The sequence below is a fragment of the Runella defluvii genome (assembly GCF_014195535.1).
Lineage (GTDB): Bacteria > Bacteroidota > Bacteroidia > Cytophagales > Spirosomataceae > Runella > Runella defluvii.
Genome location: NZ_JACIBY010000007.1, coordinates 313,513 through 334,185 on the forward strand (window position 1 = coordinate 313,513; position 20,673 = coordinate 334,185).

At 45.3% G+C, this 20,673-nt stretch carries 8 protein-coding genes; 7 read left to right on the forward strand and 1 reads right to left on the reverse strand.

Features of this window, described 5'->3' with window-relative positions:
* Positions 1–203 precede the first annotated feature (203 nt).
* Together FHS57_RS18315 and FHS57_RS18320 are read left to right on the forward strand one after the other, a co-directional pair.
* On the forward strand, positions 204–3,755 hold the full coding sequence (locus tag FHS57_RS18315) for a TonB-dependent receptor (protein WP_229601387.1): 3,552 nt from the start codon (positions 204–206) through the stop codon (positions 3,753–3,755).
* A gap of 19 nt (positions 3,756–3,774) precedes the next feature.
* The gene (locus tag FHS57_RS18320) at positions 3,775–5,544 is read left to right on the forward strand and encodes a RagB/SusD family nutrient uptake outer membrane protein (protein WP_183976211.1); all 1,770 of its coding nucleotides are present in this window, start codon (positions 3,775–3,777) and stop codon (positions 5,542–5,544) included.
* 63 nt (positions 5,545–5,607) lie between these two features.
* Here FHS57_RS18320 and FHS57_RS18325 read toward each other — a convergent pair whose 3' ends face one another.
* Entirely contained in the window at positions 5,608–8,562 is a 2,955-nt protein-coding gene (locus tag FHS57_RS18325; protein WP_183976213.1) for a hybrid sensor histidine kinase/response regulator transcription factor, read from the reverse strand.
* 292 nt (positions 8,563–8,854) lie between these two features.
* Here FHS57_RS18325 and FHS57_RS18330 point away from each other — a divergent pair, with 292 nt between their 5' ends.
* The 5 genes from FHS57_RS18330 to FHS57_RS18350 all read left to right on the forward strand — a co-directional run.
* Positions 8,855–10,573, forward strand: coding sequence for a hypothetical protein (locus FHS57_RS18330; protein WP_183976215.1), 1,719 nt, complete (start codon positions 8,855–8,857; stop codon positions 10,571–10,573).
* Between the two features lie 11 nt (positions 10,574–10,584).
* Positions 10,585–12,537 (forward strand): hypothetical protein, encoded by a 1,953-nt coding sequence (locus FHS57_RS18335; protein WP_183976217.1) that lies wholly within the window; start codon positions 10,585–10,587, stop codon positions 12,535–12,537.
* 30 nt (positions 12,538–12,567) lie between these two features.
* Positions 12,568–16,809 carry a hypothetical protein gene (locus tag FHS57_RS18340; protein ID WP_183976219.1) on the forward strand — a complete coding sequence of 1,414 codons (4,242 nt, stop codon included), beginning with the start codon at positions 12,568–12,570 and terminating at the stop codon, positions 16,807–16,809.
* Between the two features lie 66 nt (positions 16,810–16,875).
* Positions 16,876–18,993, forward strand: coding sequence for a fibronectin type III domain-containing protein (locus FHS57_RS18345; protein WP_183976222.1), 2,118 nt, complete (start codon positions 16,876–16,878; stop codon positions 18,991–18,993).
* A partial coding sequence (locus FHS57_RS18350) for a serine-rich family protein (RefSeq protein WP_221225665.1) occupies positions 18,990–20,673 on the forward strand: 1,684 nt, incomplete at its 3' end. The genes FHS57_RS18345 and FHS57_RS18350, both read left to right, overlap by 4 nt.

Consider the following 20,673-nt stretch of genomic DNA (forward strand, 5'->3'; position numbering starts at 1 on the left):
TCTACTAAACTATCCTAAACTTAAACAGAACTCTATGTCTCCATAACTACCTAACTCCTTTAAAAAACGAAGTCGGCAATGGTCGCAACATTACCGACTTGTAGTTTTATCCCCTCCATTTTGTTGTGCTGCAACTGCCCGATTTCTCGGGTGCTGGGAGGGATTTTGTCCAAAAAATCTTGAACTAAAACCAAACCAAATGTATGGAAAGTTTACCAAAAAAGCGCAAACTGTTGCTTATAGCTATGCGAATCACCTGTTTACAACTACTGATTAGTGTCGTGCTTAGTGGTTTGGCCGTCGCGCGTGAGGGACTGGCCCAAGAAGCGCTGAATCGTAACATCAGCCTTTCGGTCGAAAATAAGCCATTAAAAACGGCATTGACGCTCATTGAAAAAACAGCTAACGTTAAATTTACGTATTTACCGCAGCTGATTGCCAAAAACGACAAAGTGTCATTGACGGTTTCGAACCAACAGCTGTCGGTCGTGCTTGAAAAACTACTGCGCCCGTTGGGATTATCGTATGAAGCATCGGGAGAGTACATTATTCTGACCAAAGCGGAGGTTCAGATGCTCGAAAAAAGGAGCTACGTGCCGATGCAAACCATAGAACAGAATGTAAAAGGACGCATCAACGACGAAAAAGGAGAGGGGCTTCCTGGGGTGAGTGTTGTGATAAAAGGCACACAACGTGGTACTACGACGAACGCCAACGGAGAATTTTCGTTGGTGGTTCCTGATAACAAAACAGTCTTGATTGTCAGTTATGTGGGTTATAGTCCCCAAGAAATTACGGTCGGTAACCAATCCTCTATTTTGATTTCGCTCAAAGCTGACTTAAAAACATTGAACGAAGTGGTAGTGGTTGGTTATGGCGTTCAGAAGAAAGCCAACTTGACGGGTGCGGTGGACATGGTTACGAGCGAGATATTTGAAAACCGCCCCATGACCAACCTGAACCAAGGGATGCAAGGGGTGTTGCCCAACCTTAACATCAAGATGATGGATGGGAAGCCCAACCAAGCACCAAGTTTTAACATTCGGGGGACGACCTCGATTGGACAAGGAGGAAATGCCTTGGTGTTGATTGATAACGTGGAGGGGGATCCAAGTTTGTTGAATCCCAACGATATTGCGAGTGTTACCTTGTTAAAAGACGCGGCTTCGGCTTCAATTTACGGAGCAAGGGGGGTATTTGGAGTGGTGTTGATTACCACAAAAAATCCAGCAGCGGGAAAAACAAACGTTACCTATTCAACCAATTATTCGTTCAAAAAGCCGATTGCAAGACCTGATTTGGTTACGGATGGCTACACGTGGGCTTCCATGTTTGCCGAATCATTCGTCAACTTTGGAGGAACGTTTCCCCAAAATGCCAATAAAACCCTCAAGTTTTCTCAGGCGTATTTGAATGAGCTCAAACGGCGGTCGGAAGTAGGAGGTTTGCCAGAAGTAGAAATAGATCCTGCAACGGGCGAGTACGTCTATTATGGTAGTACAGATTATTATGGGCATTTATACAAAGATGTTAACAACTCCAACGAGCACAACCTGAGTATCTCAGGAAGCACCGACAAAGCGAGTTATTTAATTACGGGCCGTTATTTTGGTCAAGAGGGGTTGTTTCGCTACAACTCGGACGATTATCGGGTTTTCAACTTTACGGGCAAAGGTTCGATTCAGCTATTCCCTTGGTTGAAAATCAACAACATGTCGCAATACTCCGACATGAAATACCACAACCCGTCGAATGTCGGCGAAGGTGGGGGTATTTGGCGCAATATTGCGGATGAAGGCCACCCTTTGGCGCCTTTGTTGAACCCCGACGGTACCATCACTTTTTCGGCAGCGTACAGCATTGGTGATTTTTACTACGGTAAAAACGGCATTGACAATAACAAAAAGGTGTTTAGAAATACGACGGGATTTGTATCTCAGTTTTTCAACGACAAATTTAGAGTCAAAGGTGATTTTACGATTCAAAATACCGACAACAATGACCGAATCAAGGCAGTGCCTGTGCCTTATAGTGTCAAACCTGGTACAATAGCGTACGTTGGAACGACGACCAATTCTATCAATGATGTGTATCGTGAAACGTCGTACATGACGACCAACCTTTATACGGAGTACGAGAATACGTTCAAGGAAAACCATTATTTGAAAGCAATGGTGGGGTATAACTACGAGCAATCGAACTATCAGCGGTTGTCTGCCCAACGTAACGGACTTATTTTTGAGGATGCACAAGACATTAACCTAGCACTTGGGCAGGCCATTACCACTACGGGAGGCTGGGAAAGATGGAAAATTCAAGGAGGTTTTGCAAGGCTCAATTATTCGTACAAAGACCGATATTTGTTGGAAGTAAACGGTCGTTACGATGGATCATCGAAATTTCCTGCCAATCAACGGTTTGCCTTTTTTCCATCGTACTCTTTCGGTTGGAGGTTATCCAAAGAGCCTTTTTGGAAAGTATCAGAACGGATTGTTTCCGACTTAAAATTGAGAGCATCTTATGGCTCATTAGGAAATGGAAACATCAGCTCGTATGCCTACTTGGAGCAATTCTCTATTTCGCAATCATCCATGATTTTGGCAGGTCAGCGGCCACAGCAAACCAGAAACCCAACGGTTTTGCCTGAGGGGCTTACGTGGGAAACCGCCACCACCAAGAACATCGGGATTGATTTGTCGATGCTTTCTAATCGGTTGACTTTTGTGGCCGATGCCTACATCCGAACCACAACCGATATGTTTACGGTGGGTTTGACGCTTCCTGCCGTTTTTGGCGCGACTGCACCCAAGGGTAACTATGCCGATTTGGAAACCAAAGGCTGGGAAACCATGCTGTCGTACCGCGACAAATTTTCGCTTGGTTCAAAGCCATTTAATTTTGATTTACGGCTAACATTGGCAGATTACAGGGCGGTAATTACCAAATACAATAACCCACAAAAATTGTTAAATGATTATTACGAAGGGCAAGTATTGGGTGAAATTTGGGGATACCAAACCGATGGTTTTTTCAAGTCTGCGGATGATGTAAAAAACAGTGCGAGCCAGAATTTGTTCAGAACGGCTTCCAATGGGCTTTGGTTTCCAGGGGATATTAAGTTCAAGGACGTCAACGGAGACGGTGCCATTACGCCAGGTACTGAAAGGGTAGAAAACCCAGGCGACCGCTCTATCATTGGTAACTCTACCCCAAGATATACCTATGGGGTAATGCTAGGCGCAGACTGGAATAATTTCTTCTTCTCCGCTTTTATTCAGGGCGTTGGACAACAAAATTGGTATCCGAGTAGAGAGGCAAACTTATTTTGGGGACAATACAACCGTCCTTATGGAGACATTCCTAAGAGCCAATTGGGAAATATCTGGACGGAGCAAAACCCCGACGCGTACTTCCCACGCTATGTGTCGCGGATAGCTAGTAATGCCAACGGAACCCTCAGCGCTGCCCAGACCCGCTACTTGCAAAATGTGGCGTATATGCGTCTGAAAAACATCCAGATTGGTTATAATCTGCCCCGCGCCATCGTTTCAAAAATTGGTTCTTCGGCAGGACGAGTTTTCTTGTCGGCGGAAAATATTTGGTCATTATCACCCCTTTACAAACATACCCGTGATTTTGACGTAGAAAGTGCCGTCGCTTCCGACCAAGTATTTAGCCCTGGCGGAAACTCTGGCGACGCCTACAATTATCCAATTATGAAAAGTGTAACCGTTGGTTTGTCTATCACTTTCTAACCACCAAAAAAGTACGACTATGAAGCTTAAATACATCCTTATATTACTTGTCGCAACCTTCTGTGTGGGTTGTGATTTGGAGGAACTACCAGAAGCAACTACTTCAAAGGGACCTATATTTGGTAGCGAAAGTGGCTTGGTGCTTTATACCAACTCGTTTTATACGCTGTTTAATGGTAAAAACCTCCACCGAGCCGATGCCATGTCAGACTACTTGGCGCGGCGAGAGTCGCCATCGTTTATTACCGAAGGCAACTACAGCGCCCAAGTGAGTACAGGTTGGAGTTGGTCAGATTTGAGAAACATCAATTATTTTATCCAAAACTGCAACGACCCCAAAGTACCCCTTGCCGTTCGCAAAAACTACATAGGTATTGCACGGTTCTTTCGCGCTTGGTTTTATTTTGATAAGGTCAAACGTTTTGGTGATGTGCCTTGGTACGGTAAGGCGCTTGACGTGGCAGATACTGAATTGTTGTTCAAAGGCCGTGATCCACGTAGTGTAGTGATGGATTCGGTAGTGGCCGACTTGGACTATGCGTGTCAAAACATATCAACGAGCAGCGAGCCAACCAGAAGCTTAGTAACAAAATACGTTGCGTACGCATTTAAGGCGCGCGTGTGCCTTTTTGAAGGAACTTTCCGAAAATACCACACCAACTTAGGGCTGCAAAATACAGCCGCTGGGTTTTTAACCCAAGCGGCTGAGGCAGCTAAAAAAGTAATGGACGAAGGTGGTTATAAACTTTTTGATGGTTCGGGAACGGACAAATCGTACCGTCAAGTATTCATAAGCGCTGCGCCTGTGACAACGGAAGTGATGCTGTCGGCGGTCTGTGATTTGGCCCTAAATAACCTAAACGATGCCAACTGGTATTGGACAAGTGGTACTTACGGCGACAAAGCGAGCTTTATTCGGACGTTTATCAATACGTATTTGAACATTGACGGAACGCCTTTTACCAATAATCCAGCCTACAAAACCATGTTGTTTAAGGATGAGGTAAAAGGACGCGATAGGCGTCTCCAACAAACCATTCGGGTAGGCGACTACAAGCGGACGAGTGGGGGTGTGTTGGTACCGTCGCCACCGTTGTTTTCCTATACTTTCACGGGCTATATGCCTATCAAGTGGACGCTGGATGATATGTATTACGATACCCGCGACTTGAATATAAACTCCGTTTCTATTTTCCGCTTTGCAGAAGTATTACTCAACTACGCCGAGGCAAAAGCTGAATTAGGAACGCTTACCGACGCTGATTGGGCGGCTTCGATTGGTGCCTTGCGCAAGCGTGCGGGCATCACGGGTGGACTTACGACCAAACCAACGGTTGTTGATAGCTACTTGCAATCCAACTATTTTCCCGCGATTACCGATCCTGTGGTGTTGGAAGTACGTCGGGAACGTGGCATTGAGCTTTGTTTGGAAGGTTTCCGCTTTGACGATATTTTAAGATGGAAACGTGGAGAATTAATGCAAATGGAGTGGAATGGTATGTACGTCCCGTCGCTCAATACGCCGATGGATTTGAACGAAGACGGGATTTTAGACGTAGCATTTTACAAAACGCTGCCATCGTCGCGCCCTGCGGGAGTGACTTACGTGGAAGTGTCGCCTACCATCGCGGGCAAGCCTAACTCACAACTTATTTCGGGAGATACGTCAGGTGAATTGACGTGGTTGAACAACATTCCCCGTAAGTGGACAGACCGAAATTATTATTATCCAATTCCAACGGCTGATATTATCACCAATCCAAAACTTACCCAAAATGCGGGCTGGTAGAGGGTAACACGTGATTTTGTAGATAAAGAAATAGCTCGGCCACAGGCCGAGCTATTTCTTTATCTACACTTTGTCTTTCTTGGGCGAGTAGCCGTAGTATTCTTGATACATCTTAGAAAAATACGATTGCGAACTGTACCCCACCTCGTACGCTACTTGGGTTACGTTTAGGTTGCCTTCTTTGAGCAGTTCATTGGCACGTTCCAAACGCACTTGATGGATAAATTGAGAAGGAGTTTGTTGAGTCAAGGCTTGGATTTTTCGATATAGTTGCGAGCGACTCAAATTGGCTTTCTGGGCCAAGGTCTCTATCTCAAACGATTCTTCGGCCAGGTTCTGTAAAATGATGTTCCTGATTTTTTGGAGGAACAACTGTTCTTTTTCGACTAAAATCGGCGGTATTGATGCCGTAAGTTCAGGCGTAAGCGGGGTAGAAGTACCAATTTTTAAAAGTAATTTTTGGCGAATCGCGATGGTGTTTTTGACCCGAATCAGCAATTCAGAAAGGCTAAAAGGTTTGCTCATGTATTCATCGGCACCAAAGGCGAGCCCTTTCAGTTTGCTGTCAAAAGACGATTTAGCCGATAAGACAATCATCGGAATGTGGCTGGTACGTTCATCGTTTTTGAGGGTTTGAATCACTTCGTAGCCATCGGCTAGGGGCATCATCACGTCTGTAATGAGTACGTCGGGTAAAGATTCTAGCGCGATAGCAATGCCTTCTTGCCCGTCGGAAGCGGCTTTTACTTGGTAGGTCGTTTGCAAACTTTCTACCAAAAAATGACGAAGTTCTTCATTGTCTTCGATGACTAAAATGAGTGGTTTATCAGACGGATTACGCGCTTCTGATGCTTCATTTACGTGAGAAACGGATGGCGTAAATTCAAAAGAAACGGGTGCGGCAGTGCCTTGGGCAGCAGTAGATTCTTTCAAAGGAAGTTCAACAACAAACGAACTTCCCAAGGCGAGAATGCTTTCAGCTTTGATGGTACCACCCATCATCTCAACCAATTCTTTTACCAGTGCCAGCCCGATGCCTGTCCCAGCATATTGACGGGTAAATGAGGCATCGGCTTGATAAAATCGTTCAAAAATATGCGGTAGCTTTTCAGGCGCGACCCCGATTCCCGTATCATTGACTTTTAGTAAAAATACTTGTTGGGATAAAATCTGCGCGTTGACAGCCACTTTGCCACCCTCAGGCGTAAACTTGATGGCATTAGAAAGTAGATTATAAACAATTTTTTCAAGTTTATCGTGGTCATAAAAATAAGCAAGCCCTGAGTCATCGGCGGAGAAAGTGAGGGAGAGTTTTTTCTTCCCCGCCATGCTTTCAAACGCCCCGAGGATTTGGGCGGTTTGTTGGATGGGGTTTCCAATGGTTTCGAAGACTTCCAACTTACCCGCATCTTTTTTGGTCAAATCCAGCATTTCGTTAATCAATCGAAGCAATTGATGCGAATTTTGTTGAATGGATTTGATGCGGGGAGCCGCGCTTGCGTTGGCGTTGGTGGCTTCCAATTGTTCGGCAGCGTTGAGAATAAGCGTCAAAGGAGTTCGAAGTTCGTGGGTAAGGTTGGAAAAAAAATGCGTTTTCATCTCGTCAACTCGCTTTAATACTTCGGTTTCTTGCTGTCGTTGGCGCAGTTCTTTTCTAAGCTTACGGCGTTTTTGCCACTCTTTAAAACCCAAGTATAAAACAAGAAATCCGACAACTAAGTAGAATAAAATAGCCCACCATTCTTTCCAAAAAGGTTTGATTACGATGATTTTGAGATAACCAACCTCTTTCCATTCGTTGGCCGAAACCCGCTGGGTGGTCGTAAACTTAAATGTACCTGCCTCCATTTGATTATAGGTAACGCGATTGGCCATGGTAGAAAAGGTCAATCCGTTATCGGAGGCGCCATCCAACAATTGTTTGTATTCGTACAGCTTAGCGGGCGCTGCGGGAGCGCTATAAATGGTCAGGTTATCGCCTTCTTGTAGGGTGACAATTGGAATGCCCTTTTCATCACGTACGTACGAATAATTTTCGGTGTTATCTTTGATAACGCTGCCATTGACGGTCAAGAAAATAGGGTGAAACAATTGCGTACGTTGGGTTTGGTTTAAATCATAGACCCTGACATACTTCGCATTCCCAACCCACAGCCGATTTTGGGAGTCAATCATCATCGCGAAGGCAAATCGTCCAGTAGGAGTCAAATCCATCCTAAGTAGCCCTTCACGGTCATTGTAACGGTAAACTAAATACCCATGCGTAAAATAGTCATTTCCTTCGCGGTCGGTGGCGAAGTTAACGACGCGGTTATTTTCAGGAACGGAGTGAAGAAGAATGTGCTTCACTTTGCCCGTAGAAGGAGTTAGGACATTGACCTGATTTGAAAAACCTACCAAAATATCTCCGTTTTGACGGAGGCCAACGCTCATAGGCTGGTTGTTGCTGAGGGATTCGCCATTGAGTGGATCATGCAAAAAAACGGTAAATTTCCCCGTGCTGGGCGTATATTTTTGAACTCCCTGATTGGTGGCCAGCCAAAGGTTATGGTCAGCATCTTCTACAATGCCGTTGACGTTGATTTTGTTAGGGGTAACTTGGGCAACGTTATCGAGCGCTGGGTCGAACCTTAACAGCCCAACTTCATTTAAGCCAATCCATAAAATGCCTTTTTGGTCGGGATATAGAAAATTACAACCGTGCTTAGAAAGGTATTTTTTAATGACCAAAGCGCTATCTGCTATGCGCACAATTTTCTGAAGTTTTGGGTCAAAATAAGACAGTGAAAACCCTAAACTGGTTTTGAACCACACTTTCCCGTCGGACGAGGCACGGGCTTTGGTGTAAAATTCTTCTTTGTCGGCAAGTGGGTCTTTAAAAATTTGAGTTTGTTTGCCATCGTACCGACACATACCTTTTCTTCCCGCAAACCAGTAATGACCAGAACGATCTTTGGTAATGTCACTTCCTCCAAAAAAATGCCCCTTGACGGAAATCACTTGGAGTGGCTTTGGCATGATTTGGCCCCAACAGGTAAAGGCAGGCAGCAATAACAGTACCAATAAATAATAAGAACATCTCATGGGTGAGTAGGGTATATAAATGCAACATATTTACACAAAACGACACAATAGTGATTGTTTTTTGAGGTGTGGAAACAGTTGAATAAGCGACATAATTGCCTAATGCAATATAGGTATATAAAATGACACTTTGGTGGTTGTGTGGAGGGTTTGGGTACGATTAGCTTTGTAGAAATCCAACTAACCTCGGTCGTTGGGCTGCCCTTTACCCTTTTTTTGAAAAGTTATGAATAAACTATGTACTGCCTGTATTGTTTCCATTTGGCTGGTCATTGGGTTCGACAGTCTTGGCCAAGCCATTGACTTGAGTGCTTTGAAAGGTGGGGATACTAAAGTAAAAGTAAGCGGTGGCCTAAACAGTAACGTGGTTTATAATGCTAGCCAAGCGACCAATATTCCGCCCATTAGCTTGTTTTTGAGCGGAAATCTCAATGTAAGCTACCGAAACTTTAATCTTCCGTTGAGTGTCAATTACTCCAATCGGAAGTTTACGTACAGTCAGCCTTTCTCTTTCAACTTCGTCACGTTTCGGCCTTCCTATAAATGGATTTCGGCAGAAATAGGGACTTGCTTTATGTCTTTTTCTCCCTATTCGCTCAGCGGTCACCAGTTTCAAGGTGTGGGCTTGACCCTCACGCCCAATCGGTGGAGCGTCAGTGCCATGTATGGGCGTCTTTTTAAAGCGACCGATGGCAATCCCGAGCTTCAACAACTTCCTACCTATCGGCGCATGGGGATGGGGGTCAAAACGGTATATAAATCTGACCATTTTACCCTTGGCTTGAGCCTTTTTAATGCGGCAGACAAGCCTAATTCGTTGGCGCACCTTTCTGAGCCACTTCGCCCTCAGCCGAAAGAGAACATGGTGGTGGGCTTAGAATTCAGTACCATGCTTTTTCGGAAATTAGAGGTGAGTGCCGCCTATCATTCCAGCTCGCTTAATGCCGATACCAATCAGCCTGATAGCAATGGCATCGCCCGTCAAAAATCACTTTCGGGTTGGCTGCTAAACAAATCATCGTTGGGGCAGTCGTATAATAGTTACCGTATTGGAATGAATTACAATTTGAGTAAATCCAACGGCATTATCGGCATCGAATACCAAAAAGTCGATCCTGACTACATTACCTTGGGTGGTTATTATTTTGTCAATGATTTGGAGAACCTTACCCTTAAATACAGCCAAAGCCTGTGGTCGGGAAAAGTGAACTTGTCGGGTAGTTTGGGGCTTCAGCAAGACGACATTGCCCGCCAAAAATCGTCGGGGCAACGACGCGTGGTCGGGATGGCAAACCTCATGTTTTCACCTTCTCAACGCTTAAACGCAGGACTCACGTTTTCCAATTTTACTTCCTATTCGTTTGTGAGAACAGCCTTTGACGAAATTCGAAAATTGAATCCTTTTGAGCAATTAGATACCCTTAATTACCGCCAAATCAATCAGAATATTTCAGCATTTGTCAATTATACGTTGTCTCAAACTGAAACAAGAGTGCAAACCATCAACGTCAATGTTTCTCAAATGCAGTCCGTTGCTAAGCAGGGCGACGTCGTGCGCGTGGGGCAACAATCGGGTTTTATCAATTCTGACATTACCTACAACTATCAATTACCCCAAAAAGCCCAAAGCATTGGGGTAGGGGTCAACACAAGTTTTAATACGATTGGTACCCAAAACTCCTTTTCGGTGGGGCCGTTGTTTCATGTCCAAAAAGGGTTTTTACAAAGTAAACTGACGACCAACACCGCCTTGTCGTACATCTATTCAAAAGATGCGACATTAGAAACGAGCGCGGGGGCTTTTAATCTTCGCGAAAGCGCCCAGTATAATTGGGACAAAAAGAATAGTCTCTCGGCCAATCTAGGCTTTACGCAAGTGTCGGGTTCTAACTTGGCGGGGCGCACGTATGTGTCGGCAACGGTGGGCTACATCAATCGTTTTTAATCAATCAGGAAATGAAAACTATTCGATATATCGTACTCATGGCACTGGTCTTTCTGCCGCTGGCGAAAACGATGGCGCAGCATTTTCCAGTACAGGCAACTTTTTATTCCAAACCACCTTATCCCATTTTCTTGTCGGATTATGCCAATCCTGTGGGTCAAAACTTGACGCTCAAAGTGTTGCTTCGGGACTTGAACTTAGGCCCTACGCAGATTTATTTTCGTTTTCGCATTTCAAGCAATCGGATGACGGTCGGAAATCCTTCGTTTCGGGGGAATTTACCCATTTTTACCCTGACTCCTGGCATTGTTCAGACCTTTACCCAAGCCGATTTTGGGAAGTATTTTGAGTGGACGAATCTGGGTATGAACCCGTTTTCGTATGCCCTACCACTACCAGAAGGGATTTATACATTTTCGGTTGAAATCATGGATGCGTTGACCAATAAACCCCTTTCCAAATCGGAACAACTCCCGCCCGTTTGGCTCATTGTGAACGACCCGCCGCTGTTGGCGCAGCCGCAGAACGAAAGCATTCAAAAGATACAAAATCCACAAAACTTGGTCTTTCAGTGGATGCCGCGCCACCGTCAGGCCAATACAGTTGAATACCAGTTTACGCTGACGGAATTGTTGGTGCCCGATAATTTCAACGGCAATTTACAGAACCTTTTCCTATCTCAGCCCCCTTATTACCGCACCACCACGCTCAATCCCTCTTTTTTGTACGGGCCAACGCTTCCTCCGCTGATTGCGGGGCGTACCTACGGTTTTCGGGTGCGGGCGGTGGCCAAAAAAGGATTTGAGGACATTGGTATTTTTCGGAACGATGGCTACAGCGAAGTGGGTATTTTTCATTATGGTGAAAAAAATCGCGCTCCCGTCATTCTTTCGGCCCGATGGGGAAACGACGCCAAGCCTCTGATTACTTGGAAAGGCATCGAGCGACATGCTCAATTTGAGGTCTTTTACAAAAAAACAACGGTCACAGAGGAGGTATCTTTTCCATACTTTAGTTTATCTAACCCCTATCTCCAAAAAGTAGGAGAAAACACCTATGCGGGAAAAATCAATGCCGTAAGCGATGTTAAGTCAAGTTATACCTTTCGGGTAAGCGGTATCACGGGGGTTTCGGGCGAAGAGGCGCTTTCCTCGGGGCTTGTCACCTTACCGCCGATTGATTGGTCGAAAATCACCATCAACGGAATCACGCGCGACGACGAAGATTACCTTGGGCTGTTGGCGGGGAAAAGCCGCAAAGATAACCCTAACCCTTTGGTGGCTACTTGCCAAAACCCACGCATCAATCCGACCGATACCAAAACCAACGCGGTAGTGCTGGGCGATACCCTTCATGCGGGTGGAACGGATGTGGTTGTGGTATCAGACGAATACGTCAAGGCCCTCATCAAAACACCGAGCGGAGGTACGACCGACGTCAAGCTTTATTATTCTGCCGATTTTCAAATCAATCAATACAACGAGCTGATTTCAGGGTATTTGACGGGGGAAGTAACCAACCATCGCATCAAACTCCTGAGTTCGGGAAATGCAGTTGGGGAAGAAGACATCACCAATCAGCAATTGATTTCACTTGGGGTAAGAACCGATTCGCTCAAAGTGCTGGCCAATCAGTTTCATGACCAAAGTAAGCAACAATTGAGCTATACCACTGCCTACAGGTACATTTCGGTCATTTCTACGTCTTTACCTATCCTCCTAAATTTGCTGAAGGCCAAGCATGTATTACTTCAAGAAAGTATCCAAGTGCTCAACGGTGAGTTGGCTAAAAATCTATCCAACCAGCAGCGAACCCAGCTGCAAACAATGAGAACCAAATTAACCGCTCAGTCGAATGAAACCCAACGAAACATGGATCGTTTGGGTACATACATCCAAAATTTTGGAGGACGTAAGTTTCCCAATGAAGTTCAGGGGTTGCTTTTGCTTCAACTCTTTTTATAACTGCCCAACGCCCGTTAATCTCTTAAAGTTATGTTTGCTCGAAATAACCTATTGATACTCTTCTTTTTATGGTTTGTGCTGACCGCCCCCGTTACCTACGCAGGCAACGATCTCACTACGACCAGTGGCGGTGAAAATCAGCGCAAAACCATGCTGGCGTTGGAAGCAGCCCTCAATAAAAGCCTCAGTGTGCCTAATGCGGTGGAAATGGTCAACGTGCTTTCGCCCACTCAAATTCCAACGGCAGATTTGACCCAAGAGGCGAAAGAAGCCAAAGCATTGTTTGAAGAGCTGGAGCGGCAGAATAAGGTGTTAACTCAGTTTAAAAACAATCCCCTGCAATCATTGCCCGTAGCGATTCCGTTGGACGGTACAGGTCAGGGATATTTGGCCTTAAAAAAAGCAGTTTTTTACCCTACTCACGTCGAATTGGAAGTGTATGCTCGTCTGTATTTGGGTGACGAAGAACTTTATTTCGGCAATAAAAAAGTGAATTACGTGCCTGGCTCGGGTTTTGCGGGCAATGCCTCTTTGGCCTTGCTGGGCACGCAAGAATTTTCAAATGCACAATACAAACTAAGCCTGACAGGGGGCACCGCCGCCAACTTGCCCAATGCCAACGCAACCCAACTGAAAATCAATTGTGGAGCTTTTGAAGCGTTGGTGTTGAAGGGAAAATTTGAATTTAACAAAGAGAGTTTTCTCAAACTGGACGCCAAAGGCTATCCGATGGCGGAGGGGACGGTGGTTACTTCGGGGATTGACATTCAAGTAACTAACCTAAGTTCGCTCACGGTCAAACTCAAAGACCCCTTGGCATTTACTTTGAAAAAGTCAGTGACGACGATGGGGTTTCTTTTAAGCGAAGCGTTCTTTGATTTTTCAGAAAAAAACACCCCTACCGTCATTTCAGCACAGGTGGGAATGTTTTTGGGTAGTTCAACGGTCCTTATAAACCAATGGACGGGATTATATACAGTCAATTCAAGGGTGTATCTGCCTCAGTTTTTTATTCCTGCTACGCCTTCCAATCCTACCCCAGAGCGCCCCAGCTTTTCATCGTCTGTTTTTTTGATGGATGCCTCTGGAATTTATATGAAAGTGGTAGGGAGCAACGTCGCGAACTTTAAACAACTCGGTGGCTCGCCCATGAGTATTGATCAAATAAGTTTTGAAATCAAAAAAAGCAACTACACTTCGTTTGCACTTAGCGGAAAAATTGGGGTTCCCATTGCTAAAAATCCCTTCAAAAAGAACAGCCCAACGTACGATTTGGCGACGGCCAGCCCCGAGGAATACATCACTTACACAGGAAGTATTGATGACAAGTCACAAAACTTTGCGTTGAAGGTTAAAAAACAAGACAATCTCTATTTTGTTGGGGCTAAATCGGCCCTAAGGGAGGATTCAAAAGTGGAATTTGTCGAGGATTCACCCACGTATGTCAACAACAGAAGGGCTACCACGGGCGGAGCTACGGATACAGAAGGGACAGGTAGCGATGAGTTGGAGGAAATAAAAGACACATCAGGACTCAGGACGGGAAGCCACCGCTTACAAGCACGTCTGGTGACACCCAAGTTGAACTTTCGCTACGTTATCGGATTAGATGTGCAGGGAAAGCAGGTTTCGCACGATACAGCATCCCTCAAAAATGTACTTTCGCTGGGTGTGATTTTGGTCGAAGATTTGGTGGTGGGGTATTCTTTTTTGGCGAAAAGACCCATTTTTAAGTTTACCCGCATGGGCTACGAGCGTTTGGGAAATGCCCCTGTATTCGGCAAAATTGGTTTGAAAAGATTAATGGCTTATTACAGCGATGCCGATAAACAGTGTACCGTTAATTTTACTTTCTACGCCAACCATAATCCTGTTTCCAAACAAGTTGTTTATGATGCGATTCCCGATACTACTTCAGGTTTAAATATCACGGCAGGCGTTGATATTGTTTTCGATTGGGAGGTCAGTGACAGACAGACAAGTGAAGTTGATTTTAAAGCAAACTTTAAAAGTATCAGCCTGAGTATTCTCCAATTAAAAACGGGTGACGACATGGGCTTTACCCTCGATGGCACTTTAGCTTATGACCACAACGATGAAGAATTTGGCACAGTTTGCCGAGGGAATATCACCGCAGAGTTTAAAATTAAGGGACTGAAAAAATTGGCGACGGGAAAACAAGTTGCCCCAGCCATGCCAGCAGAAGACCGAGAGTCGCCGCGCATGACAGTTAACTGGGTTGGTGGGCGAATTGAAAAACCTGCTGACGGAGGGAAAGCCTTTTCATTTACGTATTTTGATTTTCTTCTTTCGTTTGGAGAAGGTGGAGCTGTGATTGGCCCTAACTCAGTCGTCAATGGTTTTGGGGCAGGTTTTGCCGCTAACATGACCCAAACCAATGAAGTTGGCTCACGCTATTCGTTGACGGGGAAAAAGTATATTCCTCGCCGTGCGACAGGTGGAGGGCTCATTGCGGTCACTTTTGCATCGTTGGAAAAAACCCAGCGTGGATTTATTGGGGTGTACGTGGAAGGAGCCAAAGCCTCAGACAGGGAAAGTGCGGGAGGCTTTCGTAAACTCAGCATTTTTGGTACGTGGGAGTTTGCGCGCGATAAAGTGACTTTAGAGCCAATTGATGCCAAAGGAGCACTTACTGCGGCTAAAATCCCTAATTCAACAACAAGTTCACCCACCACTGCTCCAAATCCTACTGTCCAAAAAAACCTAACTTCTGCCCAAATTAACAATGCAGTCAAAATGTTGGACGTGCCGTTGGATGATAAATTTGCCATCTTCAAATTTGACCTCACCTTCGACTGCACTACCGACGATTTTATCATGGAGGGAAATGTGTATGGCTTTATGCACGCCCCCCTCAAAACAGATACCACAGGTAAAAGCACCGATGGAAATCGCTCCTACGTAAGAGGTGCTGCCGATAGCCAAGGCGCAGGTTTTTTGGGGATGGTTAGTTTTAAATTGATAGTAAAAAATCTTATTGGGGAAAATAAAGAAAACAAAGAAAATAAGAAAAATGGGCTTGATAAAAAGAATGAGCCAAATCCCGTCAATGGTTATCTCTGGATTGGTCGCCCTGACCAGCCTCTGGCCATCGAAATCAACATTAACCTTGGCAAAGAAGAATCACCTACCTATCTCAAAATCGGGGCGACATTCTATGTAGTGGGAGGAAACGTCCCGTTGCCAAGTAACAAAGTCGTTTATACACCAATCGTCGAGAATGCCAAAAGCCAAATCAATAATGAATTGATAGCCAGGGGGCAACGTCCAATATATTTTGATTTGCCTACTTCGGTTACGATGGATGGTACTTCCTATTTTAGTTTGGGTCTTTCGTTGGGAGGTTCAGTTTATCTTTCTACCCCCACAAAAGCCGTATCAGTTTATGCCAATCTGACACTCGGACTTGGCTTTATGGTTGCCTATGATAAAAACTTTTTGTCCTGCAACGAATCCCATTGGTTGGGTTCAGGGGTATTCCACGGTTCGGGCGATTTGGGTATCGTGCTTAATATTAAGAAGACTCAAACGAAATTTGAGATTCTTAAAGGGGCAATTACGGCGGGAGGTGTATTTGATTTTAAAGGTAGCTACGGTGCCATGACGTTTGAGTACAGCTTATTGGGAGGTATTGTAGAAGGAAAAGCCTTTATGAAATTTGGTGATTCCCCTTGTTTAGCAGGAAACGAAACGTATGACCTTAATTCTCGTGTCAATCTGGTGCAGGGAACATCCCCTTCCGCTGAAATTATCAGAAGTGAAGAAACCTCAACGGCCAGCGCACATTACACCGAATTGATGATTCAACGGCACGAAATGATTATTCTGAAAATGGATCCTGCAGTACCTGTTTATGAATGGTGTAATCTTCGGGTGAATGGGCAAGTTATTGAAAACGTTTTCATTGCCGCCAATTACTACTCCTACGGTTCAGGTTTAAAACGGTTTGTTCATCAACAACCGAACAATCAAATTCGATTTGTTTCAAATAATGCTGATTATGACATGGATAGCCGAAAACTGTATAAAAAGTGGACAGCACTCCACAATCCCAACGTTGACTTGACATTGGTGGCCGAATTGGTGATTACCGAGGGTAACCAAGCACCAGATACTGCATGGATACCGATTGAAGGCACTGACTTTAAACAAACCTTTACTTTCAGAACGCGAACCTGGAACTCCTTTAATGATTGGGAAGCCACCAAGATAAAGGGTAGCGACCGCTGGCATTATATCAGAAATCCGTAAACGTGGATGAGGAGCGCAAGGCCTGAAAAAAGTGAACGAATGAACCCTTGAAACAAAACAGATAAAATGAATAATTCTTTCCTAAGACGAATTTTATTTATCGCACTGGCCGCTATTCTAGGGGTGGTTGAGGTGAGCAATGGGCAAAGTAAACCCGCACCTGCCGCCAAACCGAAAAAATACAACATGTCTAATGAAAAAATGGAGGCCAAGCCTTCGGTGGGTATAGTGGTAAAAGCCATTCAAAGCCGTATTTGCCTGCGTTGGATTCCTGTAATGCAGAGCTATTGGGAGTTTGGCCATCGAGATGGATACATTGTAGAACGTATTAATGTAAAGACCAAACAGCGAGTTGTCATCAGCAACCGAGTAATGCCCAAACGATCTGCCGATTGGCAGTCATTTTTGGACAAAAAAGACCGAAACTACAGTTTGCTTTATGCTGCCCTCTATGAAGAACCCGAATTTTCGAATGACCCAATCACCCAAATAAACGAACGCCGCCAGTTGTTCCACTTTGCTCTTTTCTGTGCCGATATGGACTTTCAAGCAGCCTGCATGGCTGGTTTAGGGCTGATTGATTCTACGGCCGTATCAGGCGAGCGTTATCAATACGTTGTCAGTCACAAATCAGCGGCACGCTACAAGTTGTTGTCAGGGATTTCGATGGAAGTTGGTTTGGGGGATGTCAATGTCTTACCCGATATTTCAAATTTCAGCGGTAAAGTGGGCGGAAAAGTAGTGACGTTGCTTACTCCAACCGCATCCCTTCGACAGTCGTACAATCAGTATCAAATTGAGCGTTCGGACGATTCAATCCACTACCAATCTATTACTGAATTGCCTATTATCGTTACGAACAAACTGGATACGTTGGCCATTGCTGATACGTTGGTCAGCGAAGATACTTTTTATTACTATCGTATTCGGGGGATAACGGTATTTCAGGAAAAAGGCCCTTATTCTTCACCTCTTCGAGTAAAAGCGAAAACTACACTGCCAAGCCCTGAAATTTACGCAGTCAAGGAGACGACCGATAAGGCGATGTTGGAAGTACAATGGCTCTACAAAGATAGTTTGAATCAATACATAGACCATTACCAAATTGTGGGTTCATTAGAGCCAAATGGTTCATTTGTTTCCCTCAAAGATTCCATTCCCGCTGACCAGCACCTCGCTTTCATCAAGGCTATGGTGCCAACATCTGGATTTACTTTTTTTATCAAGCTTCGGACGTTTACAAAGAAAGGGGCTGTGCTCGAAACCCTTTCCATGCCCGTGGTGCTGGCCGACGATGATGCACCCGCGCAGCCTCAAGGACTCAAGGGAAGTATCAAAGTGGAGGGTGAACAGGCGATTGTGACCGTTTCGTGGATGGCCAATCCCGACGCTGATTTATTTGGATACTATCTCAACCGAAGAGACCGTGAAAGTGGACAATTTTATCGGGTGAACAATTCATTTATTACCCAAACAACGCTCACGGACACCATCTACTTGCGGCAAATGCAAAAGTATGTTCACTATACTGTGAAGGCCATTGATATGTTGTTTAAAGAGTCGATTGATTCTAAAGTGCTTATCTTGAAAGTACCCGACATCAATCCCCCCACCTCGCCCATCATCGACAGCTTTGCGGTAGAAGATAAAAAAATCTTTCTCCGCTGGACGCGCAGCTATTCTGACGACGTTCAAAAACACATTTTGTACCGAAAAAAACTGCCTACGACGGCTTGGGAAGAAGTAATGACCCTGACCGATACCCTTCGGAATACGTATATTGATTCAAACGTGGTGGAAAAAAGTCTCTATGCTTATACGCTCATTGCGTTCGACGACACCCAAAACCAGTCAGAACCAGCGAGCCCAGTGGTTCTTGAAACGCCCTACTTTACCCAAAACGTTGATTTTGTTCGCTTTAGCTCAGTATTGGATACCGTCGATTATCGGGTCAAACTGTCATGGGAATGCAAGCAAACTGATAAAATTGACAATTTCTTGATTTACCGTGCCTCACAAGGAAAGGAATTGGCTTTTGTCAAAAAAATGGATAAAAACAACCGTGAATGGCGTGATTTGATTGAGGTTGAGCCCAATACGGTGTATAAATACGTCATTCGGGCTAAAATGCAGGAAGGGTACTTGTCGGGTTGGAAAGAAACTGAAATTGAGTTGAAACCATGAAAAAATACGTACTCCTTTTTTGGGTAATGCTGTCGGCGATGGCTCATACGTTCGCTCAAAATTTCTCCTGTACAGCAGGAAGCCCCGTAAGGGTGCAATTTACAGGTTGTGCCAGTACGCCCACTTGGGCTGATAATGGTACAACGGCCACAACATTGCGTACCATTTCATCGGCAGGTACTTACACGGTCAATTGTGGAGGGACGCTCTACTCGTTTCGCATTACCAACGTCAATGCCTGTCCCTCATTTACTTGTGATTTAAGTCTCAATGCTTCCGTCAACCCCGTCACGGCTGGTCAAAGTTCGGTGTTGTCGTATTCGGGATGCGGTGGAGGGACTGTGACTTGGGATCGTGGCTTGGGCACGGGTGATAACAAAACGGTTTCTCCAACGGCGACTACTACCTACAACGCAACCTGTACTCCTACCAATGGAATAATTTGTACAAGAGCTGTTACGGTCAATTTCGTGGATTGTGCGGTAACTGCCAATGCAAATCCTGTTGCTATTGTCGCTGGGCAAAGTTCAACTTTATCATTTACAGGCTGTTCGGGCGGTTCTGTTGATTGGGTGACCGATAAAGATGAAGGAGTAGGGTCGGGAAATAATGTGGTGGTCAGACCGACGGTTACGACCAACTACGTTGCGGTATGTAGTAAAGGGGGAGGCTATTGCTTGGGTACTGTGACAGTAAATGTATCAAATTGTGATATTACGGCCTCCGCCTCATCCACTAACATCAACGCAGGTCAAAGCTCGACTTTGAGTTATACGGGCTGCGTGGGTGGAAGCGTGAGTTGGAGTAATGGTCTGGGGACGGGCAATAACAAAACCGTCACCCCTGGCTCATCGACCCGATACACAGCGACGTGTACCCCAGCGGGCGGCGGTAGTTCATGCACGTCATCAGTGACAGTGAGTGTAACAGCCTGTTCTGTGTTGGCTTTTGCTCAAAATACCAACATCAATGCAGGGCAATCGACGATATTGGCGTACGAAAACTGTACGAATGGAAGTGTGAGTTGGAGTAATGGTTTGGGAAATGGCAACAACAAAACGGTTACTCCTTCAACAACAACGACTTACACGGCGACGTGTACTCCCGCGGGTGGTGGCAGCCCTTGTACATCTTCGGTAACGGTGAATGTAACAAGTTGCACTATAACAGCCTCGGCTTCCCCCAACAATATCAACGCAGGCCAAAGCTCAACTTTGAGTTACACGGGTTGCGCGAGCGGAAGCGTGAGTTGGAGCAATGGCGCAGGAATTGGAAATAATGTAACCGTAAGTCCAACGTCAACGACGACTTACACCGCCACGTGTACGCCAACTGGCGGCGGGAGTCCTTGTACTTCTTCGGTAACGGTGAATGTAACAAATTGTACTATTACAGCCTCGGCTTCCCCCAACAACATCAACGCAGGTCAAAGCTCGACTTTGAGTTATACAGGCTGCACGAGCGGAAGCGTGAGTTGGGATAACATCTTGGGAACGGGCAACAACAAAACCGTAAGCCCCGCCACGACGACGACTTACACGGCGACGTGTACTCCCACGGGCGGAGGTAGTCCTTGTACTTCCTCGGTAACGGTGAATGTAACAAATTGTACTATTACAGCCTCGGCTTCCCCCAACAACATCAACGCAGGTCAAAGCTCGACTTTGAGTTATACAGGCT

Bases quoted from the DNA above. Each gene is read 5' to 3' on its own strand.
- FHS57_RS18315 (WP_229601387.1), top strand. From the start codon at position 204: ATGGAAAGTTTACCAAAAAAGCGCAAACTGTTGCTTATAGCTATGCGA.
- FHS57_RS18320 (WP_183976211.1), top strand. From the start codon at position 3,775: ATGAAGCTTAAATACATCCTTATATTACTTGTCGCAACCTTCTGTGTG.
- FHS57_RS18325 (WP_183976213.1), bottom strand. From the start codon at position 8,562: ATGCCAAAGCCACTCCAAGTGATTTCCGTCAAGGGGCATTTTTTTGGA.
- FHS57_RS18330 (WP_183976215.1), top strand. From the start codon at position 8,855: ATGAATAAACTATGTACTGCCTGTATTGTTTCCATTTGGCTGGTCATT.
- FHS57_RS18335 (WP_183976217.1), top strand. From the start codon at position 10,585: ATGAAAACTATTCGATATATCGTACTCATGGCACTGGTCTTTCTGCCG.
- FHS57_RS18340 (WP_183976219.1), top strand. From the start codon at position 12,568: ATGTTTGCTCGAAATAACCTATTGATACTCTTCTTTTTATGGTTTGTG.
- FHS57_RS18345 (WP_183976222.1), top strand. From the start codon at position 16,876: ATGAATAATTCTTTCCTAAGACGAATTTTATTTATCGCACTGGCCGCT.